Origin of the sequence: Mesorhizobium sp. C089B (genome assembly GCF_030323125.1) — a bacterium.
Taxonomy (GTDB): Bacteria; Pseudomonadota; Alphaproteobacteria; order Rhizobiales; family Rhizobiaceae; genus Mesorhizobium.
The window spans coordinates 6,572,333-6,597,722 of the sequence record NZ_CP100469.1 but is presented as its reverse complement, the minus strand read 5'-3'; the positions used below and the strand labels follow the sequence as shown (position 1 = coordinate 6,597,722).

The 25,390-nt window shown below is 63.2% G+C and carries 22 protein-coding genes and 3 pseudogenes; 15 read left to right on the top strand and 10 right to left on the bottom strand.

Going from position 1 to position 25,390, the window contains the following annotated elements; translation table 11 throughout:
* Nucleotides 1-185: 185 nt before the first annotated feature.
* Nucleotides 186-389, bottom strand: coding sequence for a hypothetical protein (locus tag NLY44_RS32100; RefSeq protein WP_023687097.1), 204 nt, complete (start codon nt 387-389; stop codon nt 186-188).
* 95 nt (nt 390-484) lie between these two features.
* On the opposite strand from NLY44_RS32100, the gene NLY44_RS32095 reads away from it, so the two are divergent.
* From NLY44_RS32095 to NLY44_RS32085, 3 genes and pseudogenes are all read left to right on the top strand, one after another.
* Nucleotides 485-1,399 carry a LysR substrate-binding domain-containing protein gene (locus NLY44_RS32095; protein ID WP_023804336.1) on the top strand — a complete coding sequence of 305 codons (915 nt, stop codon included), beginning with the start codon at nt 485-487 and terminating at the stop codon, nt 1,397-1,399.
* Nucleotides 1,400-1,484: 85 nt separating this feature from the next.
* The gene (locus NLY44_RS32090) at nt 1,485-2,741 is read left to right on the top strand and encodes an aminopeptidase (RefSeq protein ID WP_023804337.1); all 1,257 of its coding nucleotides are present in this window, start codon (nt 1,485-1,487) and stop codon (nt 2,739-2,741) included.
* A 9-nt stretch (nt 2,742-2,750) separates the two neighbouring features.
* Nucleotides 2,751-3,105 (top strand): annotated as a pseudogene (locus tag NLY44_RS32085) (DUF488 domain-containing protein).
* Between the two features lie 138 nt (nt 3,106-3,243).
* On the opposite strand, the gene NLY44_RS32080 reads toward NLY44_RS32085, so the two are convergent.
* On the bottom strand, nt 3,244-3,591 hold the full coding sequence (locus NLY44_RS32080) for an ArsC family reductase (RefSeq protein WP_023709906.1): 348 nt from the start codon (nt 3,589-3,591) through the stop codon (nt 3,244-3,246).
* Between the two features lie 165 nt (nt 3,592-3,756).
* On the opposite strand from NLY44_RS32080, the gene NLY44_RS32075 reads away from it, so the two are divergent.
* Together NLY44_RS32075 and NLY44_RS32070 are read left to right on the top strand one after the other, a co-directional pair.
* Entirely contained in the window at nt 3,757-4,113 is a 357-nt protein-coding gene (locus NLY44_RS32075) for an ArsR/SmtB family transcription factor (RefSeq protein ID WP_023668500.1), read from the top strand.
* Nucleotides 4,110-4,589, top strand: a complete 480-nt coding sequence (locus tag NLY44_RS32070) for an SRPBCC family protein (RefSeq protein ID WP_023668501.1) — start codon at nt 4,110-4,112, stop codon at nt 4,587-4,589. The genes NLY44_RS32075 and NLY44_RS32070 overlap by 4 nt, the downstream gene beginning before the upstream one ends.
* 91 nt (nt 4,590-4,680) lie before the next feature.
* On the opposite strand, the gene NLY44_RS32065 is transcribed toward NLY44_RS32070, so the two are convergent.
* Nucleotides 4,681-5,034 carry a nuclear transport factor 2 family protein gene (locus tag NLY44_RS32065; protein ID WP_023668502.1) on the bottom strand — a complete coding sequence of 118 codons (354 nt, stop codon included), beginning with the start codon at nt 5,032-5,034 and terminating at the stop codon, nt 4,681-4,683.
* Nucleotides 5,035-5,221: 187 nt separating this feature from the next.
* On the opposite strand from NLY44_RS32065, the pseudogene NLY44_RS32060 reads away from it, so the two are divergent.
* Nucleotides 5,222-5,925, top strand: a pseudogene (locus NLY44_RS32060) (SOS response-associated peptidase).
* A 440-nt stretch (nt 5,926-6,365) separates the two neighbouring features.
* Here the strand turns inward: NLY44_RS32060 and NLY44_RS32055 are convergent.
* The 6 genes and pseudogenes from NLY44_RS32055 to NLY44_RS32030 form a co-directional block, all read right to left on the bottom strand.
* Nucleotides 6,366-7,451 carry an ABC transporter ATP-binding protein gene (locus NLY44_RS32055; RefSeq protein WP_023687090.1) on the bottom strand — a complete coding sequence of 362 codons (1,086 nt, stop codon included), beginning with the start codon at nt 7,449-7,451 and terminating at the stop codon, nt 6,366-6,368.
* Nucleotides 7,441-8,040, bottom strand: a complete 600-nt coding sequence (locus NLY44_RS32050; RefSeq protein WP_023684396.1) for a helix-turn-helix domain-containing protein — start codon at nt 8,038-8,040, stop codon at nt 7,441-7,443. The genes NLY44_RS32055 and NLY44_RS32050 overlap by 11 nt, the downstream gene beginning before the upstream one ends.
* Before the next feature lie 211 nt (nt 8,041-8,251).
* Nucleotides 8,252-9,355, bottom strand: a pseudogene (locus NLY44_RS32045) (ABC transporter substrate-binding protein); the annotation flags it as partial.
* A gap of 25 nt (nt 9,356-9,380) precedes the next feature.
* Nucleotides 9,381-10,208: an ABC transporter permease gene (locus NLY44_RS32040; RefSeq protein WP_023709184.1), complete on the bottom strand. Its 828-nt coding sequence runs from the start codon at nt 10,206-10,208 to the stop codon at nt 9,381-9,383.
* Nucleotides 10,205-11,086 carry an ABC transporter permease gene (locus tag NLY44_RS32035; protein ID WP_023668508.1) on the bottom strand — a complete coding sequence of 294 codons (882 nt, stop codon included), beginning with the start codon at nt 11,084-11,086 and terminating at the stop codon, nt 10,205-10,207. The genes NLY44_RS32040 and NLY44_RS32035 overlap by 4 nt, the downstream gene beginning before the upstream one ends.
* Nucleotides 11,087-11,182: 96 nt before the next feature.
* The gene (locus tag NLY44_RS32030) at nt 11,183-12,460 is read right to left on the bottom strand and encodes an NAD(P)/FAD-dependent oxidoreductase (RefSeq protein ID WP_023804340.1); all 1,278 of its coding nucleotides are present in this window, start codon (nt 12,458-12,460) and stop codon (nt 11,183-11,185) included.
* A 176-nt stretch (nt 12,461-12,636) separates the two neighbouring features.
* Between NLY44_RS32030 and NLY44_RS32025 the strand changes: the two genes are divergently transcribed.
* The 7 genes from NLY44_RS32025 to NLY44_RS31995 all read left to right on the top strand — a co-directional run bounded on the left by NLY44_RS32025 (nt 12,637) and on the right by NLY44_RS31995 (nt 20,784).
* Nucleotides 12,637-13,794, top strand: coding sequence for a fumarylacetoacetate hydrolase family protein (locus NLY44_RS32025; protein ID WP_023668510.1), 1,158 nt, complete (start codon nt 12,637-12,639; stop codon nt 13,792-13,794).
* A 137-nt stretch (nt 13,795-13,931) separates the two neighbouring features.
* On the top strand, nt 13,932-15,476 hold the full coding sequence (locus tag NLY44_RS32020) for a sugar ABC transporter ATP-binding protein (RefSeq protein ID WP_050588860.1): 1,545 nt from the start codon (nt 13,932-13,934) through the stop codon (nt 15,474-15,476).
* Nucleotides 15,473-16,501: an ABC transporter permease gene (locus tag NLY44_RS32015; RefSeq protein ID WP_198028927.1), complete on the top strand. Its 1,029-nt coding sequence runs from the start codon at nt 15,473-15,475 to the stop codon at nt 16,499-16,501. The genes NLY44_RS32020 and NLY44_RS32015 overlap by 4 nt, the downstream gene beginning before the upstream one ends.
* Nucleotides 16,502-16,797: 296 nt before the next feature.
* Complete coding sequence (locus tag NLY44_RS32010) at nt 16,798-17,730, top strand: substrate-binding domain-containing protein (protein WP_023687083.1); 933 nt, start codon at nt 16,798-16,800, stop codon at nt 17,728-17,730.
* Between the two features lie 108 nt (nt 17,731-17,838).
* On the top strand, nt 17,839-18,825 hold the full coding sequence (locus tag NLY44_RS32005) for an ABC transporter permease (RefSeq protein WP_023668514.1): 987 nt from the start codon (nt 17,839-17,841) through the stop codon (nt 18,823-18,825).
* A gap of 4 nt (nt 18,826-18,829) precedes the next feature.
* Nucleotides 18,830-19,624, top strand: coding sequence for an ATP-binding cassette domain-containing protein (locus NLY44_RS32000; protein ID WP_023668515.1), 795 nt, complete (start codon nt 18,830-18,832; stop codon nt 19,622-19,624).
* 137 nt (nt 19,625-19,761) lie between these two features.
* Nucleotides 19,762-20,784: a LacI family DNA-binding transcriptional regulator gene (locus NLY44_RS31995; RefSeq protein ID WP_023668516.1), complete on the top strand. Its 1,023-nt coding sequence runs from the start codon at nt 19,762-19,764 to the stop codon at nt 20,782-20,784.
* Nucleotides 20,785-21,120: 336 nt separating this feature from the next.
* On the opposite strand, the gene NLY44_RS31990 is transcribed toward NLY44_RS31995, so the two are convergent.
* The gene (locus NLY44_RS31990; RefSeq protein ID WP_023687082.1) at nt 21,121-21,702 is read right to left on the bottom strand and encodes a TetR/AcrR family transcriptional regulator; all 582 of its coding nucleotides are present in this window, start codon (nt 21,700-21,702) and stop codon (nt 21,121-21,123) included.
* Nucleotides 21,703-21,944: 242 nt separating this feature from the next.
* On the opposite strand from NLY44_RS31990, the gene NLY44_RS31985 reads away from it, so the two are divergent.
* Together NLY44_RS31985 and NLY44_RS31980 are read left to right on the top strand one after the other, a co-directional pair.
* Nucleotides 21,945-22,205 (top strand): hypothetical protein, encoded by a 261-nt coding sequence (locus NLY44_RS31985; RefSeq protein ID WP_023687081.1) that lies wholly within the window; start codon nt 21,945-21,947, stop codon nt 22,203-22,205.
* A complete protein-coding gene (locus tag NLY44_RS31980; protein WP_023687080.1) occupies nt 22,199-25,387 on the top strand; it encodes an efflux RND transporter permease subunit in 3,189 nt (1,062 codons plus the stop codon). The genes NLY44_RS31985 and NLY44_RS31980 overlap by 7 nt, the downstream gene beginning before the upstream one ends.
* The last annotated feature ends 3 nt before the right edge of the window (nt 25,388-25,390 follow it).

Below are 25,390 nucleotides of genomic sequence, written 5' to 3'. Positions count from 1 at the left end.
TGTTACCCATCTATCGGCTGGACAGTTAACCGTGTGCCTCGGCGCCCTTGCCTGCAGGGCTGGTGATTGGCGAAACCTTCGGCGCCGGCAACCTTTCTCCCTTACGGGGAGAAATGCCCGGCAGGGCAATGAGGGGCAGCGCTGGCGCCGACAGTATCGCCTTCCCAGTTACCGCGTCCGCGATTTCAGCGGCAGCCTGCTTGCGCCGTCTCGTATGCAGTGCGGCGCGCCGTCAGGCGAAACGGCATGTCGCCGAGTTCGCGCTCCGACATGGTGTCGAGCACGGGATGCGACAGCGGATCGGTCACCCAATTGAGGACATCCCCGTCAGGGCGCCGCCGCGTGCAGCCGGCGGCAAAGACTTTGAGCAATGATACGATCGTCACCATCCTCGCCTCCTCGGTCTGGTTGTCTTCGCTAGAATCTGCCCTGTCTCGCCGTCTTTCAATTGAGATTTCGGCCGCGCCGGTTTAGAAAAACTGAAATGGCTATGCTGAACCGCGTCCATCTCAACGGCCTGCGCGCCGTCGAAACCGTCGCCCGCCTCGGCTCGCTCGCGGCGGCGGCCGGCGAACTCAACGTCTCGGTCAGCGCCGTCAGCCAGCAGATCAACCGCACTGAAAAGCAGCTCGGACAGGCGCTGTTCGAACGCACCGCAAGCGGGCTGGTGCTGACCGAATTCGGAACGGTTTTTTCCGCCCGGCTGGGCGCCGGTTTTCGCGAGCTGGCGCAGGCGGTGGCGCTGGCCGATGAGGCAAGCCAATGCACGCTGGTGGTTTCGGTGGCGCCGGCCTTCGCCTCGAAATGGCTGCTGCCGCGATTGTCGCGGCATTTCGACCGCCATCCCAACGTGCTGCTGCGCATCGACGCCTCGGTGCGCCTCGCCGATCTCGAACGTTCCGACATCGACATCGCCATCCGGCTTGGCGACGGCAAATGGCCGGGCGGCCGGGCGGAACTTTTGTTGGCGCAGGAAGTCTTTCCGGTCTGCGCGCCGGTGATCGCCAAGAAACTGAAGTCGATCGAAGACCTGGCGCAGACCTGCGCCATCACCGACGAGCGGGCGATGATCAACTGGGAGAGCTGGTTCAAGGCTGCCGGGGCCGAGCCGGTCAGCTTCCGCAAGGGCGCGCGCTTCACCGACCCGATGCTGTGCCTGGAATCGGCAATCGTCGGCCACGGCGTCATGCTCGGCTGGCAATTGCTGGCCGCCGATGCGCTGGCCGACGGCCGCCTCGTCGCGCCTTTCGGCGTGCGGGCGCAGAGCGGCCTCGGCTACTGGCTGGTGACCTCGGCCACCAAGACCGAAAGCCGCAAGGTGCGCGATTTCAAGATCTGGATCCGCGAAGAGATCGCGGCGACCGTGGCGCAGTTCAGCGCGCTGGAAAGCGCTGCCTAGGGCTGTCCGTCGCGACGGTGCTGGAAAGGACAGCCGCGCCGGCCTATGTTGGAACTCTCACTCCCGGACCAAGGCAGGCAGGATCATGACCACACATTCGCGCGGCGTTTCCGCAACCATCGACCCGGTGAAGCTCGACAGGCTGGCGGAAGTCGCCATCAAGGTGGGGCTGCAATTGCAGCCGGGGCAGGATCTGGTGCTGACCTCGTCGATCGCCGCACTGCCGCTGACCAGGCGCATCGTTGAGCACGCTTATAAAGCGGGCGCCGGCCTGGTGACCCCTATCTTCAACGATGACGAGATCACGCTGGCGCGCTTCCGCTACGGCGCGGATGCCGGCTTCGACCGCGCCGCCGGCTGGATGTATGAAGGCATGGCGAAGGCCTTTTCCAACAATGCGGCGCGGCTTGCCGTGCGCGGCGAGGACCCGTCGCTGTTGTCGGCGCAGGACCCGGCGAAAGTGGCGCGCGCCAACAAGGCGAACTCGATGGCCTACCAGCCGGCGCTGGAAAAGATCACCGGCTTCGACATCAACTGGAACATCGTCGCCTACCCGGATCTCGCCTGGGCAAAACAGGTCTTCCCCGGCGATGCCGACGATGTCGCGGTGGTGAAGCTCGCCGATGCGATCTTTTCGGCATCACGGGTCGATGTGGAAGACCCGATCGCAAACTGGACGGCGCACAATGCAGCGCTGCGCGGCCGCACAAAGTGGCTGAACGAGCACAATTTCCATGATCTGCATTTCAGCGGCCCGGGCACCGACCTGACCGTCGGGCTGGCCGATGGCCATGAATGGATGGGCGGCGCCTCGACTGCCAAGAACGGCGTCACCTGCAATCCGAACATCCCGACCGAGGAGGTCTTCACCACGCCGCATGCACGGCGCGTCTCCGGCCATGTATCCTCGACCAAGCCGCTGTCCTACCAAGGCACGCTGATCGACGATATCTCGGTGCGTTTCGAAGAGGGCAGGATCGTCGAAGCCAAGGCTTCGAAGGGCGAGGACGTGCTGAAGAGAGTGCTCGACACCGACGAGGGTTCGCGCCGGCTCGGCGAGGTGGCGCTGGTGCCGCATTCCTCGCCGATCTCGGCCAGCGGCCTGCTGTTCTTCAACACGCTGTTCGACGAGAACGCCGCCTGCCACATCGCGCTCGGGCAGTGCTATTCAAAATGCTTCGTCGACGGCGCCTCGCTCAGCCAGGACGAAATCGCCCAGCGCGGCGGCAACAAGAGTTTTATCCACATCGACTGGATGATCGGCTCCGACAAGATCGACATAGACGGCGTGCATAAGGATGGCCGCCGCGTGCCGGTGATGCGCAAGGGCGAGTGGGCGTAAAGGGGGCGGATGGCCTTCGACCTGACGGTCAAGCGAATTTACGAAGCACCCGCCCGATGACGGGCAGCGGGTGCTGGTCGATCGCATCTGGCCGCGCGGCGTCAGCAAAGAGGATGCCGCGCTGACGCTGTGGCTGAAGGAGATCGCGCCGAGCGATGAATTGCGGAGGTGGTTCGGACATGAGCCGGCGCGATGGGCGGAGTTTCAGGTGCGGTATTCGGTCGAACTGGATGGGAATAGAGAAGCGGTGGCGAAACTGCGTGGCTTGCTCGGCAAGGCCAAGGTGACGCTGCTTTATGGCGCACATGACGAGGCGCATAACAATGCGGTGGCGTTGGCGGGATATTTGCGCGGGACGGGTTGAGAGACAGCGAACCGCTGCATACGCCGCAAGCGAAAGCCTTCACAATTAGCGATCGCCCTCCACGCGTTCGTCATCCTCGGGTCTGCGCTGCGTCGCTTCGCTCCTTGCTACGCCATAGGCTGACGAGGCAAGGCTACGCTACTTCACCACCCCTTCATAAGCCTCCGGCTTGAACCCCACCAAAATCTCATCCCCGACCTCGAGCACCGGGCGCTTGATCATCGTCGGGTTGGCCAGCATCAGCTTCCTGGCCTTCTTCTCGTCGAGCCCTTGCTTGTCCTTGTCCGGCAGTTCGCGAAATGTGGTGCTGCCCTTGTTGAGCAGCTTTTCCCAGCCAACCTTGCCGACCCACCCGTCCAGTCTGCCCGCCTCTATCCCCTCGGCCCGGTAGTCGTGAAAGCGGTAGGGCACAGCATGGCCCTCCAGCCAGGTGCGCGCCTTGCGGATCGTGTCGCAGGTGGTGATGCCGTACATGGTGATCGTCAAAACGCGCTTCCCTTGACTGACAGTCGAATCCTCAGACAGCCTAAAACCGCCCTCCCCGCTTTGCCAGCTTCCCAATCGCTAGCGGCGCTTTTTTAGAGGTTGCCAATACTAAGGAAATTTCCTAAGTATCTGCCTGCACCGCGTCGACAGACCTCAGGATCGCCCATGCCAAGCCTCCTCGCCCCAACTACAAGTCTCCCGCCGATCGACGGCATCTTCCGCGCGCTGGCTGACCCGACGCGGCGGCGCGTGGTCGAGCGGTTGAACCGCAGTCCGGCCTCGGTCAGCGAGTTGGCGCAGCCTTTCGAGATGGCGCTGCCTTCCTTCATCGAGCATCTGAAAGTGCTGGAAGGCTGCGGTCTGGTGCGATCGGAAAAAATCGGCCGCACCAGGACCTATCAGCTGGCGCCCGAACCGCTGCAGCTCGCCGAAAACTGGCTGGCCGAACAGCGCACGCTGTGGGAGCGCCGACTCGATCAATTCGACGCCTATGTGATGAGCCTCAAGGAGCAAGAAAAGTGAGCTATCCCTTCAAGCCCGACCCCAGACTGGACCTTGTGCTGGAGCGCAAGCTCGACGCGCCGCGCGAACTCTTGTGGAGCGCGATGACGGTGCCGGAGCATGTCAAGCAATGGTTCACGCCCAAGCCCTGGCTGATCACCGATTGCGAGATCGACCTTCGTCCGGGCGGACTGTTCCGGACGCGCATGCAATCGCCCGACGGCAAGGAGGTCAACGACCGCCATTGCTGCTATCTCGAGATCGTGCCGAACGAGCGGCTGGTGTGGACCGATGCGCTGCTGCCGGGCTATCGGCCCTCGGGCGAGCCCTTCATCACCGCAGTCATTTCGCTTCAGTCGGATGACAAGGGCACGCGCTACACGGCAACGGCCATCCATCGCGACGAGGCTACCCGCAACAATCATGAAGAGATGGGGTTCTTCGACGGCTGGGGCACGGTGGCCGATCAGCTGGCGCAGTATGTGAAGACCATTTGAGCTTTTCCCACTGCGGCCAGGACTTTGTCCCGGCCGCCTGGTTTTTGGGTCGTGCAGCGAAGCGCGCGCCGGAACCCGACGGCACCCGGGCTCAGTAGTAGAAGCGCTCTTCGGTGATCTTGCCGTTCTTGACCGTGTACAGGCCAACCTCGTCCATGGTGACCCGTTCGCCGGTGGCCTTGGGCGTTATGTCGAACTTGAAGCGCACCGCGAACTGGTCGCCGTTGACATAGGGGCCTTCGACAGAGCCGCCATGGACTTCGTGGTTCGCTTGCCACCATTCGCCCTTTTGCCTGAGAGCCTCCTTGCCACGGGCGATGGCCATCGGCCCCTCCATGGCTTCGAGGCTGACGATATCATCGGCATTGTACTTTTCACCAGCACCCAGGTGATCCCCCTGCTGGAGCATTTCGGTGAAATCCTTGGCAACATCCGCGATGGTCATGTGTGTTCCTCCTGTTCAGACTGGTTTGAAGTAGGGAAGCGCTTGCCGGCCCGCCACCTTTACCCGCACGACAGCTGACACGGTGTGTCAGGACGATGGATATAGCGCGGCTGTGTGACGACGATTGCGGCGGCGTCGGACAGCGACTTCGGTTGCAGACAAAAGCCAATTCCGCAATGCTGGGTGCATGTGCACCCTCTACAACATCACGACGACGCAAGAGGCGGTCCGCCAATGGACCCGCACATTGCACGATATCAGCGGCAACCTCGAACCTTCGCTTGATGTCTATCCCAATCAACCTGGGCTTGTCGTTCGCAACAGGGCGGATGGGGAGCGTGAACTGGCGAAACTGCTTTGGGGTTTGCCAACGCCGCCGAGCGCATGAAAGGTAAGGCCGACTACGGCACCACCAACGTTCGCAATCCGCAATATTCGCACTGGCAGCAATATGTGGGGGTCGAGCACAGATGTGTCGTGCCGGTGACCAGCTTTGCCGAGCCCAGCCCTGCGGCGAACGATAAAGACCCGGAAACAGGAATCCAGCGAAATTACTGGTTTGCCCGTGGCGAGAGCCGGCCGTTGTTCTTCTTCGCTGGTTTCTGGACGTCTTGGCAGGGCGTGCGAAAGGTCAAGGACGGTCCCGGCGACTTCGAGCTATACGCCTTCATGACCACCAAGCCTAATGCTCTCATTGCGCCGATCCATGAGAAGGCTATGCCCGTGATCCTCACCACGCCGGAGGAAACCGAGGCTTGGCTGACGGCGCCATGGTCGAAAGCACGGCATTTGCAGCGGACGGCGCCCAACGACGCGTTGGTGATCGTTGAGAAGCCAGCCACACAGATCAAGTTCCCACCACAGGCCCCGGCCCAAGGGTCTCTGTTTTAGCCCGAAATCGGCTCTCCTCAATCGTCGTCTCGCCAGATTACCCGGCGAACCATGCGGATTTCGACAAGACGTCTGACGCGAATTTTAAGGCGTTCAGCAGCGCTTGGCAGAATGATGCCTGCATCGAGCTCACGACCTTTGCAGCGCTCGCACCGCATGTGCCGCTCCACATCCCAAAAGGGGATATCACCAACCAGCTTTGCGAGATCGCCAGGCAGATAGTGTCGAGTGATGTTGCAGTTCCGACATCGAACACGAATTAGCTGCCCGACTTCATGCGCCAAGCAGAGGGTTTGCACATTTCGGCGCGGTCGGGTGCTTAGTTCGGGCATCCCGCAAAGTAGGAATATGTTCCTTTGCGAGTCAATTCACACTTAATTCCACCTTGGCGATCTTCACAGCAGGTTAAATCCAACCGTCGATGAAGGGATTGGGTTGGATCAGCTTGGCAGCATAGGGCAGTTGGCACCACGGCGCAGGCTGATATGCGCCACGTCGCCGACGCTGAATTGAAAGCCCTCGGCCTGGCGCGGCGCATCGATCACCACCGGCAATCCCTGCCCCAGCTCAGCATGCAGCCGCAGCGTGCGGCCGTGGAAGACGATGGAGTTGACGCGCGCCGGCGCGGTGCCGGCGGCGGCATCGGTGGTGGCCAGCAAGTCCTCGGGGCGAACGCCGATGGTGCGCTCAGTGCCTTCGCCGGGTGTGTCGCCGGTTTCGGATGTTGCTTCCAGCGAAAGCCCGCCAGCGGCGAAGCGCAGGCGGTCGCCGTCGCGGCCGATGAAGCGCGATTGCAAGAGGTTCATGGTGCCGATGAAGCTTGCGACGAATTTCGTCGCCGGCCGGTCGTAAAGCGTAGCCGGCGGCGCGATCTGCTCGATGCGGCCCTTGTTCATGACGACGATGCGGTCGGAGATCGACAGCGCTTCGGTCTGGTCGTGGGTGACCATGACGAAGGTGGTGCCGAGCCGCGACTGCAGCCGCTTCAGTTCGACCTGCATCTGTTCGCGCAGGTGCGCATCGAGCGCCGACAGCGGTTCATCGAGCAACAGAACGCGCGGCTCGCAGACTATGGCTCGGGCGAGCGCGACGCGCTGGCGCTGGCCACCCGACAGTTCGGAAACGCGGGCGCCGAGCTTGTCGGCGAGGCCGACCATGTCGAGGGCTTCGCGGACGCGCTTTGCCTGCTCGGCGCCGGACAGTTTGCGCAGCGACAGGCCGAAGCCGACATTCTCGGCGACGTTCATATGCGGGAACAGCGCATAATCCTGGAACACGGTGTTGACGGGACGGTCGAACGGCCTGAGCGCGGTGATGTCGCGACCATCGAGCAGCACCTTGCCGCTCGACGGGCTCTCGAAACCGGCAATGACGCGCAGGCTGGTGGTCTTGCCGCAGCCCGAGGGCCCGAGCAGGGTGATGAACTCGCCGCTGATAATGTCGAGATCGACGGCGTCGAGCCCGACAATGCCGCCGGGGAAAACCTTCGAGACCGTGTCCAGGCGTACCAGCGCATCAGGCGCCATCGCGAACCTCGGACGGCTTGGTGGTGTTGACCCAGAGGATCTGGCAAGGCTCGGTGCCGGGATTGCGGAAGGCGTGCAGAAGCGTGCTCTTGAAGGCAAAGGAGTCGCCGCTCTTCAGCACGTATTTTGTCGAGTCCACCACCAGTTCGACCTCGCCCGACAGGACATAGCCGAACTCGTGACCGATATGCGCATAGGCTTCCGCCGTGCCGCCATCGGCTTCCACGGTCACCAAGAGGCCGGTCAGCGCCGCGCCCGGCGGCGACAGCAGCGCCTTGGCGATGCCTTCCGACTTGACCGGGAGCTGCCGCCTTTTGTCGGCGCGCACGCAATAGAGATCGTTGGCGGCTTCGTTGCCGTCGGTGATCAGCGCCGAAGGCTCGATGTCGAGCGCGGCCGCAAGCGGCCAGATCACCTTGACGCGCAGCGAAGACAGGCCGCGCTCGATCTGGCTCAGCGCACCAATGGAGACGCCGGCTTTTGCTGCCAGCTCGGCCAACGACAAATTGCGCTCCAGCCGCAGCGCCCGCACGCGCCGGCCGACGCGAATGTCGGCGTCGGCCTTTGGTTTCGCTTCAAGCATGTCCATGCGTGGGTCCTTGTCTCTTTGTTGGCGCGGCGCGGCGTCGAAGAGCTCCCCTTCTCCCCTTGTGGGAGAAGGTGTCGCCGAGGGCGACGGATGAGGGGTGTTCCAGGGAACGCCAACGTCTCACTCCGCTGGAACACCCCTCATCCGTCTCGGCGCTATCGCGCCGATCCACCTTCTCCCACAAGGGGAGAAGGTGAGGTCTGCGCTGCTCACCCCCCGCCTTCACTTTCTCGAACATCTTCGCCACATCGTCGTTCTGCTTCATCGGGCCGGTGAAGATGGTGGTCTTCAGCATCACCTCCGGGTCCGCCGGCAATTGCAGCTTGTCCAGTTCGTCCTTCGCCACGCCGGCGAAGGCGGTGCTCAGCGAGCTGCCATAGCCGTAGGCCTGGATCAGGTACTTACCCGAGTCGGCGTCGAGCCGGCTGTTGATGAAGTCATAGGCGAGGTCGACGTTTTTGGCGTCCTTGAGCATGACGAAGCCGCAGGCCCAGGTCAGCATGCCCTCCTTCGGCTTCATGAACTCGACCGGCACGCCCTGCTTCTTCAGCGAGGTTGCCGACGCGTTCCAGGTCATGGCGGCGACCAGCTGGCCGCTGGCCAGCGCCTGTTCGACCGAGGTCATGTCGGTGGTGTAGTTGGAGAGCAGCGGACGCTGCTCGCGCAATTTTTCCGCCACCTTGTCCATCTGCTCCGGCGTCATATCGAAGGGGTTTACGCCGGCCAGAAGTGCTGCAACGATCGGCGTGTCATGCACGGCATCGATGGTCGCCATGCGGCCGGCATATTGCTTGTCCCACAGAAGGTTCCAGCTCGCTTCCGGGTTCTTCACCAGATCGGTGCGGTAGAGGATCGAGGTGTTGCCCCAATCCCACGGCACCATCCAGACCTTGCCGTCGCCGGCCTGGATGTCGGGCAGGTTCTTGAACACCGGGAAGATCGAATCCCAGTTCTTGATGCGCTTGGTATCGATCGGCTGCAGCAGGCCTTCCTTGTTCCAGCGCGCCACCTTGTCGTAGCAGGGATGGGCGATATCGGGGCGGAAGCCGGCCTTGACCTTGGTGAAGGCATCGTCGTCGTCGCCGAAGATCGAGGCCTCGACGCCATCGGGATGGGCCGTCAGGAAGCTCTTGTTGAAGTCTGGCAGTTCATAGCCGGACCAGGTGAAATATTGCAGCTTGTCGGCGGCGAAGGCGACAGTCGACGACAGGACGATTGCAAGCGCGGCAAGCCCGGTGCGGGCTGTCTTTGCAGTGATCGATTTCGGGCCAGTGATCGATTTCAGCCCAGTAATTGATTTCGGGTCGAATGCCATTTCGGTTCTCCTCTTTTGTTATGGGTCAGGCTGGACTGGTGGGCGCCGTCCGACGGGCTGTGCTCAGCCCGCGATGGCGCAGGATTTCGGCGATGCCGGCGATGATGACGGACACAGCAAGGATAGCTGTCCCCAGCGCCATCACGGTCGGCAGCGAGCGAGGAAAACGCAGTTGGCTCCAGATGTAGAGCGGCAGCGTCGGCTCGGTGCCGGCGAGGAAGAAGACGACGATGAACTCGTCGAAGGAAATCAGAAAGGCCAGCATGAAGGCCGAGACGATGGCCGGCAGCGAGAGCGGCAACATCACCCGCCGGAAGGTCGTCCAGTCGGAAGCGCCGAGATCGAGTGCGGCCTCGCGAATGGTTTTCGGAATGGCGGCAAACCGGCTGCGCATGATCACCACGGTGGTCGGCAGCGCCACCAGTATGTGGCCGAGAACGATGGCGATGCGCGACGGGCCGAGGCCGATGAGATTGACGAGGATCAGCAACGATATGCCGACGATGACGCCGGGGATCAGGATCGGCAGCCTGGAGATGGCGCTGATGGTGGCGGCGAGCGGCGAGCGGCCATAGAGATCCATGTAGGACACCGTGATGCCGCAGAGCGTGGCGCCGGCGGCGGCCACGACCCCAATGACGAGACTGTTCAAAAGCGCGCCGGACAGCGCCGGATTGCCATAGAGCGTGGCATACCATTCGAGCGTGAAGCCCTGCAGCGGAAACGCGGCCTGGATGGAGTTGTTGAAGGAAAACAGCGGGATCAACAGCACCGGCAGATAGAGGAAGACGAGATAGGCAAGCACATAGACACCGAGCCAGCCGCGGCCATCATCTCTCCGCGCCGCGCTCATGTGCGGCTGCCGAATCTGCGGTCGGCGCCGCGTGCGACCAGCACCACGCAGAGGATGACCAGCATCACACAGACCGAGAGTGCGGCGCCGAACGGCCAGTCATTCGCCTTGCCGAACTGCGACTGGATCAATGTGCCGATCATGGTACTGGCGGGACCGCCGACCATGGCCGGGGTGACATAGTCGCCGACCGTCGGCACAAAGACGACGAGGGCGGCCGCCAGAACGCCCGGCATCGAATTGGGCAAGACGACGCGGCGAAACGCCGTGAACGGTCTGGCGCCGAGATCGGAGGCGGCTTCGAGCAGCGATTTCGGGATGGTGTCCAGCGCCACATAGATCGGCAGGATGGCGAAGGGCGCATAGGCATGCGCCAGCGTGACGACCACCGCCGCCGGCGTGTTGAGGAAGGCCAGCGTCGGCTCCGACCAGATGCCGCTTTCGATCAGCGCCGAGTTCAAGACGCCGTTGTAGGCGAGCACGATCTTCCAGGCGAAGACGCGCAGGAGATAGCTGGTCCAGAACGGCAGGGTCACCAGAAACAAAAGCAGGCTGCGGCGGCGGCCGGCATGGAAGGCGAGATAGTAGGCGACGGGATAGGCGGTGACGACGGTCGCCAGCGTCACCAGGCCGGCGATCACCAGCGAGCGCAGCGTCACCGTCCAGTAGAGCGGATCGGAGACCACGGTGATGAAGTTGCCTGCCGTGAAGCCGGCGCCGAGCAGCGAACCGTCATTGCCGCGAAGTGAGAGGAAGAGCACAAGGCCAAGGGCAAACAGGATCAGGAACAAGGTGACCAGCCCGCCCGGCAGCAACATGGCGAAGCGGAAGCCTCGGGACGACCCTGCCGGCGCTTCTGTTGCAACGATGCTCGACATCGGACTGCTCAACGGAAATATGAAATCAGCTTAGCTTTTTTCATATTTGTGAAACTGTCAAGCTGAATCCACGAGGCCTAGGCGACCGGCGCCCAATCAGCGCTCGAAGGCGTCGAGCATCCGGTACCAGGCGATGGTCGCGGCGACGCCGACCTGGCGGAAGGCGTGGAACGGGATCGGCCGGACCGGCGACAGCGGGAACGGCAATTGATTGACATCGCCGCCCGCGAGGTAGCCCGCCATGCGTTTTCCCAGCGCGGTCATCAGGCCGACGCCCCTGCCCTGGCAACCAACTACGGCGAGCAGGCCCTTTTCCGGCTCATGGATGTGCGGCAGGTGATCCGACGTCATCGCCACACGACCGAACCAGCGTTTCTCGATCGAGATATGGGCCAAGGCCGGATAGAGCCGCACCAGCGCGCGCTGCAGATGCGCCCAGTCGGCCTCACTCCTCGGCCGCGCCATGCGGCCACGGCCGCCGAGCACCAGCCGGCCATCGGCCGTCTTGCGATAATAGACGAGAATGCGCCTGGAGTCGGACACCGCCTGCCCTTCCGGCAGGATCGTCGCCGCAAGGTTGGATGACAGCGGCGCGGTGGCGACCTGGAAGGAATGCAGCGGCACGATCGTTTCGGCGAGGCCCGGAAGCAGTCCATCGGTATAGGCGTTCGTCGCCAGGACAACCGCTTTCGCCCGCACCTCGGCGCCGTTTTCGGTTGAAACACGCCAAAGGCCGGCTTCCTTGCGGAGTTTCACCACCTTTTGCCGCTCGGCAATGCTGGCGCCGGCGGCGGCAGCGATGCGCGCCAGTTCCACTGTATAGGCGAGCGGATCGATGATGCCGGCGCGGCGGTCGAGCCAGCCGCCGAGATAGCCTTGCGCGCCGGTCATAGCGGCGATCTCGCTTTCATTCAGAAGCCGGACATCGGCGCCACGCGCCCGCCATTGACGATCCCTGTTCGCCGCCGCTTTCAATGCGGTTTCGGTATGCGCGGCCTGGATCCAGCCATTGCGCGTGAACGGCACCGCCAGCTTTTCGTCTTGGATGAGATCGAACACCGTATCCGCCGTCGAGGCGGCGAAATCGACCAGCGCTTGGCCACGCTCGGGGCCGAAATGCTCGAGCAGCCATTCGGGATCATATTTCAGGCCGGGAATGACCTGGCCGCCATTGAGGCCCGAGGCGCCCTGGCCGATCTCGCCGGCCTCCAGCACCTGTACACCGAGACCGAGCCGGGCCGCGTGCAAGGCGGTCGACAGGCCCATGAAGCCGCCGCCGACGATGGCAACGTCGACCGGCGCAGTGACGAGCAACTGGAAGGCGGATGCGGTCTGCGGCTTCTGCCAGATCGGAACGGAAAACGGTGCGGGCAAGGCTTCACCTGGAGTATGCGGAAAATGAAAATTCTAGTGTCAGTTTCATTTTTTTGAAAGAGCGGGCCTCATGTCAGAACCGACAATTGCCTGCGCCACGGGATAGACCTTTGGCGTGAATCCGGTGAAAGTGCAGCGGCCCAGCTGCCATCTCGATCATCAAAGGACCGTAAGCCATGACGAACCCAACGCAGCTTCCCGCCGACGGGCTCTTCATCGGCCGAGCCAGGGCAAGCGATGCCTCGCATCCGCTGGTGGTCACCGTGCGCGACGGCATCGTTTTCGACGTCACCTCGACCACCGCACCCACAGTGCGCGACATCTGCGAGATGGCCGATCCGGCCGGACACGTGCGCTCTGCCAAGGGCGAACCGATCGGCTCGCTCGACGCGATCGCCGCCAACAGTTTTCAGGCCACCCGCGATCCGGCAAAACCCTATCTGCTCTCGCCTGTCGACCTGCAGGCGGTGAAGGCGTCGGGCGTGACCTTCGTGGTCAGCCTGCTCGAACGCGTCATCGAGGAGCAGGCGCGCGGCTCGGCGGAAAAGGCCGACGCCATCCGCGCCGACATTGCCGGGCTGATCGGCCACGATCTGTCCAAGCTGAAGCCCGGCTCGCCCGAAGCGATGGAGATCAAGGCCAAGCTCATCCAGCGCGGCGCCTGGTCGCAATATCTGGAAGTCGGCATCGGCCCCGACGCCGAGATCTTCACCAAATGCCAGCCGATGGCGTCCGTCGGCTTCGGCGCCGATGTCGGGCTGCATCCTGTCTCCACCTGGAACAACCCCGAGCCGGAGATCGCCATGATCGCCGCCAGCACCGGCAAGATCGTCGGCGCGACCATCGGCAACGACGTCAATCTGCGCGACGTCGAGGGACGCTCGGCGCTGCTGCTCGGCAAGGCCAAGGACAACAATGCCTCGGCCTCGCTTGGGCCCTTCATCCGGTTGTTCGACGCAAGCTTTTCCATCGACGATGTCAAGCGCGCCACGGTGCGGCTGAAGGTCGAGGGCGAGGACGGGTTTTCGCTGGAGGGCGCGAGCTCGATGGCCGAGATCAGCCGTTCGCCCGAAGAGCTGGTCGCGGCCGCCATGGGGCCGCACCACCAGTATCCCGACGGCTTGGCGCTTTATCTCGGCACCATGTTCGTGCCGTCGAAGGATCGCGGCGAGAAGGGCAAGGGATTCACCCACAAGATCGGCGACATCGTCACCATCTCGTCGGAGAAATTCGGCGCGCTGGTGAACCGCGTGCTTCTGTCGCCCGATTGCCCGCACTGGACCTACGGCGCCAGCCATCTCATGCGGGACCTCGCCAAGGCCGACCTGATCTGATTTCGGAGCAGCGGGACGAACGGATAGCCGATAAACGTTCGTATCCGGTCCCTGTAAGCCGTTTGTTAGCGGAATCCGGGTGACTGTATCGGAAATTCGCTCCAGGATCGGGGCGCGGTCTGTGGGGGCCGAATCGCATGCTCGGTTTGCCGATGATATCGGTGCGCAATCTCGCCATGCGTTATGGCGGCGTTGTCGCGCTCAGGGATATGAACCTGTCTGTCGGACAGGGGACCATCCATGCTGTCGTCGGTGAAAGCGGCGCCGGAAAGTCGACGCTGGTGAAGGTGCTTGCCGGCGTGCTCCGGCCCGACAGCGGCACCATCCGCGTCGGCGACCAGATGGTCACCGTCGACAGCCCGATCGCTGCACGCAAGCACAGCTTCGGCGTCGTCCACCAGGGGCTCGGCCTGTTTGCCGACCGCTCGGTGCTGGCCAATCTGTTCGTCAATCGCGAGCCGTTGCGCAATGGCTTCGTCTCCAGGCGCGAGATGGAGGCACGCAGCCGCACCTTGCTTCGGCAACTCAAGCTCGACGTCGATGTCCACGCTCCTGTGGGCCAACTCGGCATGGGCGAACGGCAATATGTCGAACTCGGCCGCGCAATTCTGGAAGGCCCGAGGCTGCTGATCCTCGATGAACCGAATTCTGCGCTCGACCGGCGCCAGACCGAGCACCTGTTCACCGTACTAAGTGACCTCAAGGCCAAGGGCACGAGCGTGCTCTATGTCTCGCACCGGCTGGAGGATGTGTTTGCGATCGCAGACCAGGTCACCGTGATGCGCAACGGCCGTGACGTGCTGACAAGTGGGCGCTCGGCGTTGAGCGAAGCCGATGTGATCGACGCCATGATCGGCCAGCAGCGCGGCAGCCTGTTCCCGCCTGCACTGCCGGCCAATGCCAGCACGATAAGGCCGCGGATCACGGTGGAGGGTCTGAGCGGCGGCCGGATTTCCGGCGTCAGCTTCACCGCCCGCTCCGGCGAGATCCTCGGCTTGGCCGGGCTTGAGGGGTCAGGCGTTGAACACCTGTTCGAGATGCTGTTTGGCCTGCGCAAGGCGCAAAGCGGCAGGGTGCGGCTCCCCGACGGCTACGGCTTGCCTGGAAATCCGACCGAAGCGGCGCGGCGCGGCATCGGCCTGGTGCCGGCCAACCGCCTGTGCAACGGCCTGATGCCCGACCGGTCGCTGGCCTTCAACATAGGCAACATCGCTACCGGCGCCCGCAACTGGGGGTCGCGCCGCTACTCGCCCAAGGCCGCGATCGCCGCCGCCGCAAGGCAGATCGATGCGCTGCTCATCAAGGGCCTGCCGGACGCGCCGGTGAATTCGCTGCTGGCCGGCGATCAGCAGAAGATCGTAGTCGCCAAATGGCTGGAGACGGCGCCGCAAGTGCTGCTCCTAGACAATCCGGCTGGCGGTATCGAGGCGGCTGCCAAGCGCAAGATCTATGCGCTGATCCGGCAGATGGCAGCCAATGGCTGTATCGTTTTGCTGCGTTCGGTCGAGCCGTCCGAACTGACCAACCTCAGCAACCGCGTCCTTGTCTTCCACCGCGGCCGGGTCGCCGGCGAGCTGTCCGGCGCCGAGATGAAGCGAAGGACAGTGCTGCAACTGACCACCACCGGCGAGATGCCGGAAGCGGAGCGGCCGAAAAAGAAACTCGTGGGAGCCATGGCATGACACGATTGGATCCCATGCTACAGCTTGCCGGTTCGGCTGCCCACCCGCAGCGCAGCCTTCGCCTGCCCGTCGAACTCAGGCCGCTCATCGGGCTCGTTGTCCTGGTGGCGATTACAGGCTTTGCCCGGCCGGATTTCCTCGACGAGGCCAATGTGCTGTCGTTGCTGGAAACCGCTGCGTATCCCGGCATGCTGGCGATCGGCATGGTGTTCGTGCTCGCACTCCGCGAGATCGACCTTTCCGTCGGCTGGATATTCCATCTCGCGGCCCTTCTCACCGCATTCCTTCTGGCCGCCGGCATCGACCCGTGGCTTGCCGCCCTTTCCGGCGTGCTGCTCGGCGCCGGGCTCGGCCTCGTCAACGGCCTGCTGGTGGTGGCGCTGCGACTGCCGGCCATCGTCGTTACGCTGGGCACCTTTGCAATGTTCCGGGGCCTGGCGGCGGTGGCCGTCAAGATGCAAGCGACAGCTCCGGCCAGCCCAGGCGGCGACTTCTTTGAGATCGTTCACGGCAAGCTGTTCGGCCTTGTGCCGACGGCTGTCTTTGTCTTCGTCACAATGGCGGTGGTGATGCACCTCGTGCTTCACCGCAGCCGCTTCGGCTACCGGATCCAGGCCGTCGGCAGCAATCCGCAGGCGGCGCTCTATGCCGGCATCCCGACAGGTGCTGTGCGGCTGCAGACGCTGGTGCTGATGGGCATCGTCTCGGGGCTGGCGGGCGCGCTGTGGCTTGGCTCTCCCGTTACCGACGTCGACCAAGGCGGCGGTTTCGTGCTGATGGCGATTGCCGCGGCGATCATCGGCGGCACCTCGCTTTCCGGCGGGCGCGGCACCGTCTTCGGTGCGGTGATCGGCATGCTGATCGTCCAGGTCATCTTGAGCGGCGTGACCCTGTTGGGCATCGACGCCGCATGGAGCCCCTTCGTGATCGGCGCGGTGATGGTGCTGGCGCTCGCGCTCGACCGGCTGGACAAGGTGCTGCGCATCCGCCAGGCCGAGCGCTTTCAGGAAAATCCGCGCGCCTGAGTTTAAGCCCCGCCTGCTTGCCGGGAAATATCTCTATCTCTTGGTTGACGCAATTCCGGACGGAAAACCGTTTCACACTTTTCCTGGAATTGCCCTCTAACTGATGCGATCTGATGGGATCGCTGATGGCGCGTTGCATCGCGCCACCATCCATTGGGCGGATGGAGGCTTGCCATCGGCCGCAAAAGAAGATGCTCTGCGCATCCGGGTCGGCGCTGGCAGGAGGAGAGGATCAAGGGCATGGCCCGGATCATCGTCGGACGTGGAGGTCGTTTTTCAACATGGGAGGAAAGCAAATGCTGACGAGGCTACGATTACTCGTGCTTGGCTTGATTGTGGCGCTGGCCGTTCCGGCGGCGGCACAGGCCAAGACGTTCTACTGGATTTCGCATGGCGGCCCGGCCGACCCCGTATGGACCTACTTCCTGGCCGGCGCCAAGCAATGGGCGAAGGACACCGGCAACACCGTCAACACCTCGTTCCACAATGGCGACGTTGCCTCGCAGCAGGAGGCCGTGCGCGCCGCGATCTCGGCCAAGGCCGACGGCATCGTCACCACCAGCCCCGATCCGGGCAGCCTGATCGAAATCGCCAAGGAAGCCAACACCGCCAAGATCCCGATCATCAACTTCAACACGCCCGATCCCAAGGCAAGCTTCGACGCCTATGTCGGCGGCGACAACGTCACCTTCGGCAAGCACTGGGCGCAATATCTGGTCGACAAGGGTCTGGTGAAGAAGGGCGACTTCGTCTGGATGCCGGTCGAAATCCCCGGCGCCACCTACGGCGTCCAGGAAGAGGAAGGCATCAAGAGCGTCTTCGAACCGCTGGGGATCACCTATGAGATCACCGAAGCGACGCTCGACCAGGCCGAAGCCATCAACCGCATGGTCGACTATCTCACCGCGAACAAGGCCAAGGTCAAGGCAATCATCGGCCTCGGCGATCTGGTCACCGGCTCGATCAAGCGGGTGTTCGACCAGGCCGGCATCAAGCCGGGCGAAATCCCGGTCGTCGGCTGGGGCAACTCGCTCGACACCACCCAGGAAGTGCTGACCGGCTACGTCAATGCCGGCCAGTGGCAGGACCCGCAGGCGACCAGCTATGTCGCTCTGTCGCTGGCCAACATGGCGGCGTCAGGCATTCCCCCGGGCTTCAACGTCATCACCGGCGCGCTCTATGAAAAGGACACCGCGCAGGTCTACGACGACATCCTGTCCGGCAAATAACCCAGACGTTCAACAGTCGCGGCCGCAGCCGCGGTCGCGACTGTCTTTCGCCGAGCCCTTCGCGTTGCGCGCTGGGCTCAGCCTTTCCCTTCCTGTCGCGGGTTATCAGTGGAAAACCGTTCGCTCATCCAACGCCTGATCGCGAGGCCGGAATTCGGGCCCTTCGTTCTGCTCATCGTCGAAATCGCGGTGTTCTGGAGCATCAACCACGATTTCCTGTCGCCGCAGAACATCTCCAACACGCTGGCCTTCACCGTCGAGCTCGGGCTGATCGCGCTGGCGATGACGCTGTTGATGACGTCGGGTGAATTCGATCTGTCGGTCGGCTCGCTGTTCGGCTTTTCGCCGGTGCTGATGTGGACGCTGTTCAACAGCGGCCTGACCTCGCTGGAGGTCGGCTTCCTCGCCGCGCTGCTGATCGCGGCCTTCATCGGCCTGGTCAATGGCTGGTTCGTCACGCAGCTGAAAATCCCATCCTTCCTGGTGACGCTCGGCATGCTGCTGGTGGTGCGCGGCACCGCGCTGTTCGTCACCGACGGCTTTCCGCAGCGGACGTGGAGCGCCGAGGGCAGCTGGCTGGCCGAAGCGCTGGTCGGTGATTTCTTCATCGGCCCGTTCCGCATCTACATGTCGCTCTTCTGGTTCATCGCGGCGGCCATCGCGCTGGGCTACGTGCTGACGCAAAGCCGGACCGGCAACTGGATCCAGGCAGCCGGCGGCAATCCAGGCGCCGCAAGGGCGCGCGGCGTCAACGTCAGCGGCGTCAAGATCGGCCTGTTCGTGCTGTCGTCGGTGATGGCTTCGCTTGCCGGCGTCATCTCGTCGCTGCGCACGTCGGCCGCCAACCCCAACAGCGGCACCGGCTACGAGCTCGAAGTCATCGCCATGGTGGTGATCGGCGGCACGGCGCTGACCGGTGGGCGCGGCACCATCATCGGCACCGTGCTCGGCATCCTCATCCTGCGCGTCATGCGCAACGGCATCGTGCTGATCGGCGTGCCCGGGCTGGCCTACAACATCTTCATCGGCGCCATCATCCTCGGCATGATGGCGCTGCACTCATGGCTGGAACGCCGGCATCAGGCAGGGACCTAGAACCATGGCTGAACCGCTCATCCGCATGTCCAACATCAAAAAGTCCTACGGGCGCGTGCAGGCGCTCGAAGACGCCAATTTTCATGTCAACGAAAGGGAGATCGTCGGCCTGCTCGGCGACAATGGCGCCGGCAAATCGACGCTGATCAAGGTGTTGTCGGGGGCGGTGCCGCTGACCAGCGGCGACATTTTCATCCGCGGCAAGAAGGTCAATCTGCGCAGCACCAGCGACGCCATCGCGCACGGCATCGAGACGATCTACCAGGATTCGGCACTGGTGACGCAGCTGTCGATCGCGCGCAACCTGTTCCTCGGCCGCGAGCCGATCAAACCGCCGCGCTTTTTGAACCGCATGGACCAGGAGGCGATGAACAATGTCGCCCGCGACCTGTTGAAACAGGTCGGCATCTCCAAGAACATCCCGCCGACGACGCCGATCGGCTCCCTGTCCGGCGGCGAGCGGCAGGCCGTCGCCATCGCGCGCGCCATGCACTTCGACAGCGACCTGATCATCCTCGACGAGCCGACCAACAATCTCGGCGTCGCCGAGACGCAAGGCGTGCTGAGCTTCGTGCGCAACGCGCGCGATTCCGGGCATTCCTGCATCTTCATCGCCCACAACATCCACCATGTCTTCCAGGTGGTTGACCGCATCGTCGTCATGCGCCGGGGCAAGGTGGTGGCCGACGACATCGACCCGAAGAAGACCAGCGTGGCCGAGGTCGAACGCATCATCACCGGGATGTCGGACAAGGAGATCCGCGACGCCATCATCGAAGGCGGGCCATCGCACGGCTGAACCGTCTTCGCGCCGTCTGGCACGGAAACGCATCCGCTCTAACTCGTTGTAGAGCATGACCTTTTGACAAAACGGTTCCCGTTTGTCCGAGAAAACCGGCTTCCCACTTTTCGGGATCATGCTCTATGACTGCAGCCATGAAAGCCACCGTTGCCGACATAGCCAGGAGCTGCGGCCTGTCGACCGCGACCGTCGACCGGGTTCTGAACAACCGGGCCGGCGCGAGCGCCGCCAACCGCCAACGGGTGATGGAGGCGGCCAAGCAGCTCGGCTATTTGCCGGTGGTCGATCAGGTGACGCTGCCGTCGCGGCCGGCGCATCTTGAATTCTTCCTGCCGATCGGCGCCAACGGTTTCATGATCGACCTCGCCGGGCACATCGAGGACTATGCGGGACGCCTGCCGCTGGTCGCCTCGTGCCGGATCCACAATCTCGGCGGCATCTCGCCGGCAGCGCTGCAGGCGGCGGTTGAAAATCTGTCGCTGAAGGCCAATGGCGTCGGCGTCATTGCCGTCGATCATCCGCGAACGCGCAACATATTGCGCGATGTGGTCGAGGCAGGCATCCGCCTTGTCACGCTGGTCTCCGACGTTCCAGCCGCCCCGCGTTCGGCCTATGTCGGCATCGACAACCGGGTTGCCGGACGCACGGCGGCGCTGTTGATGGGGCGCTTCCTCAACGGCCGCCAGGGTCATCTGGCGATGGTCGTCGGCTCGCGTTCCTATCGCGGGCACGAGGAGCGCGAAATGGGTTTTCGGTCGGTACTGACAGAGGAATTCCCCAATCTCACCGTCTCGAGTGCGGTCGAGATCAATGACGAACCCGAAGGCAGCTACACAGCAACGATGCAGGCGCTGCACAACGAGCCGGAACTGCTCGGCATCTATTGCGTCGGGGCCGGGCGCTCAGGTGTGGCGAGAGCGCTGCTCGAGGCCAAGCCAAAGAAGAAGCCGGTCTTCATCTGCCACGACCTGACCAAGGAAACGCGCGGCTATCTCGTCGACGACCTCGCCGATGTCGTCATCGACCAGAATGCGCGGCTGATCGCGGAGCAATCTGTGATCCGCCTGCTCGGCTCGATCGCGTCCGCCGCGCCCTACCTGACGAAGAAGTTCATCGAGCCACGGCTGATCTTCAAGGAAAACGTGCCGGTGCAGTGAAGTCGCGCCGTGGCGGTTTCTCCGATTTGTACGACAAGTCGGGGTAGATGCCGCAAATCTGCACAGCAGCCATGCAACTTTCATTGTTGCCGAATCATTGGGCAACCCGTACTCATCTGGGTGTCGGCCATCTACTCCTCCCAGATGCGATGCCGACGCTGAGCGCGGTGCACCTCCTCCCGCATCTCGTTCGAAATCGAGCCCGCTGCCACCTCCTCCCGGCAGCGGGCTTTTTTCATTCTCAAATGAATCTAAATTAGAGTTGACGGGCAAGTTCGGAGAATAGCCAAAAGCCCCGCCGGATGATGGGGACTCCTCAACTCCGAAAGCTGGAATTCAGCGCGCCCTGAAAGAGCTGATCAGGCCTTCAGCCATGCGCACGAACTGCGTGCTGGGGCCCTGGCAGCCCATGGTCTGCACGCTGACGCGCGCCCCTTCGAACAGCAGCGACAGCGTATCGGCCAGAAGCTCGGCCTGACCGATGCCCGCATCCCGGCACAGCGCAACGAGGCGATCGCGCTGAGCGCTCTTGAGCTCCTTGATCACGCTCCTGGCGGGATGGTCCGGCTCGGTCAATTCGGCGGCGGCATTGGCCATGTCGCAGCCGCGACCGTCAGCCGCCAGGCAAGCAGCGGCCATGCGAATCCAGGCATGCAACTGGGCGAGCTTGTCGCCGGGATGCTCAGCCTCGAATTGGTCCCACATCGCGGCGCCTTTAGCCGCCGACGCGCGCAGGCACTGGACGATCAGTTCGTCCTTCGACTCAAAATGACGGTAGAGCGTCATCTTGTTGGTGCCGGCGGCTTCCGTGATGGCGTCTACGCCGACGCCCTTGATGCCATGCTTGTGAAACATGTCCTGCGCCGTCTCCAGGATTCGATCCCGGGGACGCACGCGATCCATAATGCCGTCTGCCATCGCAGTCTCCTTGTCTCCCTAAAAATTCGGTTCACCTCTTGACTATGGTGTTACCGGTCTGTAACTATCCGAATGTTACTTACTGGTAACACCTATGTAGCCTTCCGTCAATAACAAGGCCGTGAACTGGTCCTGCCAGATCACAAAGGGTGAAAATTGCAGGTCATGCGGCTCCGGCCGGTGAAGAGATGAAAACCGGTTCGCGATCATCCGATGCGGGCCGCTGGAATGGAGACGCTCCAATGTCGCAGCGCAAGGATTTGACCATCGATGAAGCCATCCGGGATCCGATGATCCGGCTGGTGATGAAAGCGGACCGCGTCAACCCGCGCGCCTTCGAAGCGATGCTGAGGACCGTGGCCGATGAGCAGGGCCTCAGCGGCGCGGCGCCGTCTTCGTATTTTTTGCAGGACCCGGGTTCGGTGCGCGGCAGGCGGCTGTCCCGGTCTGTCCGTTCTTTTAAAGAGGCCGGTTCTTCTAAAGAGGTTTGCGTGTCGTGGTAAATTTTTTCATTCATCGTCCGATCTTCGCCTCGGCGATCGCCATCATCATGGTGCTCGCCGGGACGATTTGTTATTTCCTTTTGCCGGTTTCGCAGTTTCCCGACATCACGCCGCCGCAGGTCGTGGTCAGCGCGCATTATCCGGGCGCCAGCGCGCAAGTGGTCGCCGATACGGTGACGACGCCGCTGGAGCAGCAGATCAACGGCGTCGAAGGCATGACCTACATGTCGTCGTCGAGCTCCAATGACGGCTCCTCGACCATCACCATCACCTTCGATGTCGGCTATTCCTTGAGCACCGCGGCCGTCGACGTCCAGAACCGCGTCTCGCAAGCGGCCTCCTCGCTGCCGGCGATCGTCAACCAGGGCGGCGTGACGATCAAGAAGCAGAACCCGAATTTCGTCCTCATCGTCAACCTGACCTCGCCCGACAGTTCGGTCGATCCGGTGGCGCTGAGCAACCTCGCCTATCTGCAGGTCGTCGATCCGCTGAAGCGACTGCCCGGCGTCGGCGATGTGCAGATTTTCGGCGAGCGTCGCTATTCGATGCGCGTCTGGCTTGATCCCGACAAGCTCGCCAATCTTGGCATCACCGCGGTCGACGTCCAGAATGCCATCTCGGAACAGAACGTCCAGGTGGCGGCCGGCAAGATCGGCCAGTCGCCGGCGCCCGCCGGCACCGCCTTCGAGATGCAGGTCAACGCCGTCGGCCGCCTGAGCGATCCCAAGGAGTTCGGCGACATCGTCGTGCGCGCCAACACCGGCACCGGCTCGCTGGTGCGACTGCGCGACGTCGCCCGCATTGAGCTCGGCGCGCTGCAATATTCGTCGTCGGCCTTCTTCGGCAAGGACCCGACGGTGGTGCTGGCCGTCTACCAGATGCCCGGTTCCAACGCGCTCGATCTGCAGCAGCACGTCAAGGACAAGATGCAGGAACTGTCGGCCCGTTTCCCCAAGGGCGTCAGCTACGCCATGCACTACGACACCACGCGCTTCGTGTCGGCATCGATGCATGACGTCCTGATCACGCTTGGCGAAGCGCTGGTGCTGGTCGTGGCCGTGGTGTTCATCTTCCTGCAGAGCTGGCGCACGACGATCATCCCGACCATCGCCATTCCGGTGTCGCTGGTCGCGACGATGGTGGTCATGGAAATGATGGGCTTCTCGCTCAACATGCTCTCCCTACTCGGCATGGTGCTGGCCATCGGCCTCGTCGTCGACGACGCCATCGTGGTGGTCGAGAATGTCGAGCGACAATTGGAGGCGGGCCTCAAACCGCTGGCGGCGACCAAGGCCGCGATGGCCGAGGTCACCGGACCGATCATCGCCACCACCGCGGTGCTGATGGCCGTCTTCGTGCCCGTTGCCTTCATTCCTGGCGTCTCCGGCAAGCTCTACAATCAGTTCGCGCTGACGGTGGCGATTTCGGTCGGCATATCCGCCTTCAACTCGCTGACGCTCAGCCCGGCGCTGAGTGCCGCCTTCCTGCGCCATCGCGGCGAGACGCAGTTCGCCCCATTCCGCTGGTTCAACACGGGCTTCGACAGACTGTCGCATGCCTATGCGCACGGCGTGCGTATCCTCATCCGGCTGCGCTGGATCATGCTCGGTCTGTTCGCGGCCGGCCTGGTGGCCACCTACTTCGTCTGGCAGAAGCTGCCCTCGACCTTCCTTCCGGTCGAGGACCAGGGTTACTTCTTCGTCGTCATCCAGCTGCCTGACGGCGCCTCGCTGGAACGCACCGATGCGGTGGCGCAGAAGGCGCGCGACATCCTCCAAGCTACGCCCGGAGTCGAGATTGTCGGTTCGATCAGCGGCCTGAACTTCCTGACCAGTGCGGCGCAGTCGAACTCGGCTGTCGAGTTCGCCATCCTGAAGCCGTGGGAAGAGCGCGGCCCCGACCAGAGCGCGTCGAAGCTCGTCGCCGACGTGCGCGGCAAGCTGATGCAGATTCCGGAAGCCTTCGCGCTGTCCTTCGATCCGCCTTCGATCCCGGGTATCGGCACCACGGGCGGCTTCGAATTCGTCGTCGAGGATCTCACCGGGCGCGGCAGTTCAGCCCTCAACGACGCGACGCAAGCCGTGATCGCCGAGGCGCGCAAGCAGCCGGAAATCAATCCGCAGCAGCTGTTCTCGCCGTTCTCGACCTCGACGCCGCAGTTCAACTACGACCTCGACCGCAGCAAGGCCAAACTGCTCGGCCTCAACCTGCCCGACGTCTTCAACACGCTGCAGATCTATCTCGGCTCGCTCTACGTCAACGACTTCAACCTGTTCGGCCGCACCTTCCGGGTGACCATCCAGGCCGACAAGGATGCACGTGCCGACGCAGGCGACCTTTCGCGGCTCTATGTGCGCAACGCCTCCGGCGGCATGGTGCCGCTGAGCACACTGGGCAAACTGGTGCCGTTCGTCGGCCCGGAAACCGTGCCGCACTACAACAACAACGCCTCGGCCACGATCAATGGCGGCGCAGCCCCCGGCTTCTCGTCGGGCCAGGCGGTTGCCGCGATGGAACGGGCCGCCGCCACCGCTTTGCCCAGGGATTTCGGTTTCGAATGGACCGGCATCACCTTCCAGGAGCTCAAGGCAGGATCGATAGCGTCGGTCGTCTTCGGCCTCGCCATCGTCTTCGTCTTCCTGATCCTGGCGATGCAGTATGAGAGCTGGGCGATGCCGTTCATGGTGCTGCTGGCGGTGCCACTGGCCCTGTTCGGCGCCTTCGCAGCCCTGTTCTTGCGCGGCATGCAGATCGACGTCTACTCGCAGATCGGCTTCGTCATGCTGATCGGCCTCGCCGCCAAGAACGCGATCCTGATCGTCGAGTTTGCAAGGCGGCGGCGCGAGGAGGGACTGAGCATTGTCGACGCGGCAATGGAAGCCGCGCGGCTGAGGCTGCGGCCGATCCTGATGACGGCCTTCGCCTTCATCCTCGGCGTGCTGCCGCTGATGTTTGCGACGGGTGCGGGTGCGGCAAGCCGGCAGTCGATCGGCACCACCGTGTTTGGCGGCATGGTCGCGGCGACCATCCTGTCGCTGGTGTTCGTGCCAGTCTTCTACGCGGTCATCGAACAGCTGCGCGAAGGCCGCGTGCGCAGCGAACCGAACGCTGCTCATGACCAGGACAATAATGAACCGACTGCCGAACCAGCGCCGATGCGCCTGGCCGAAGCAGCCGAATAGAAT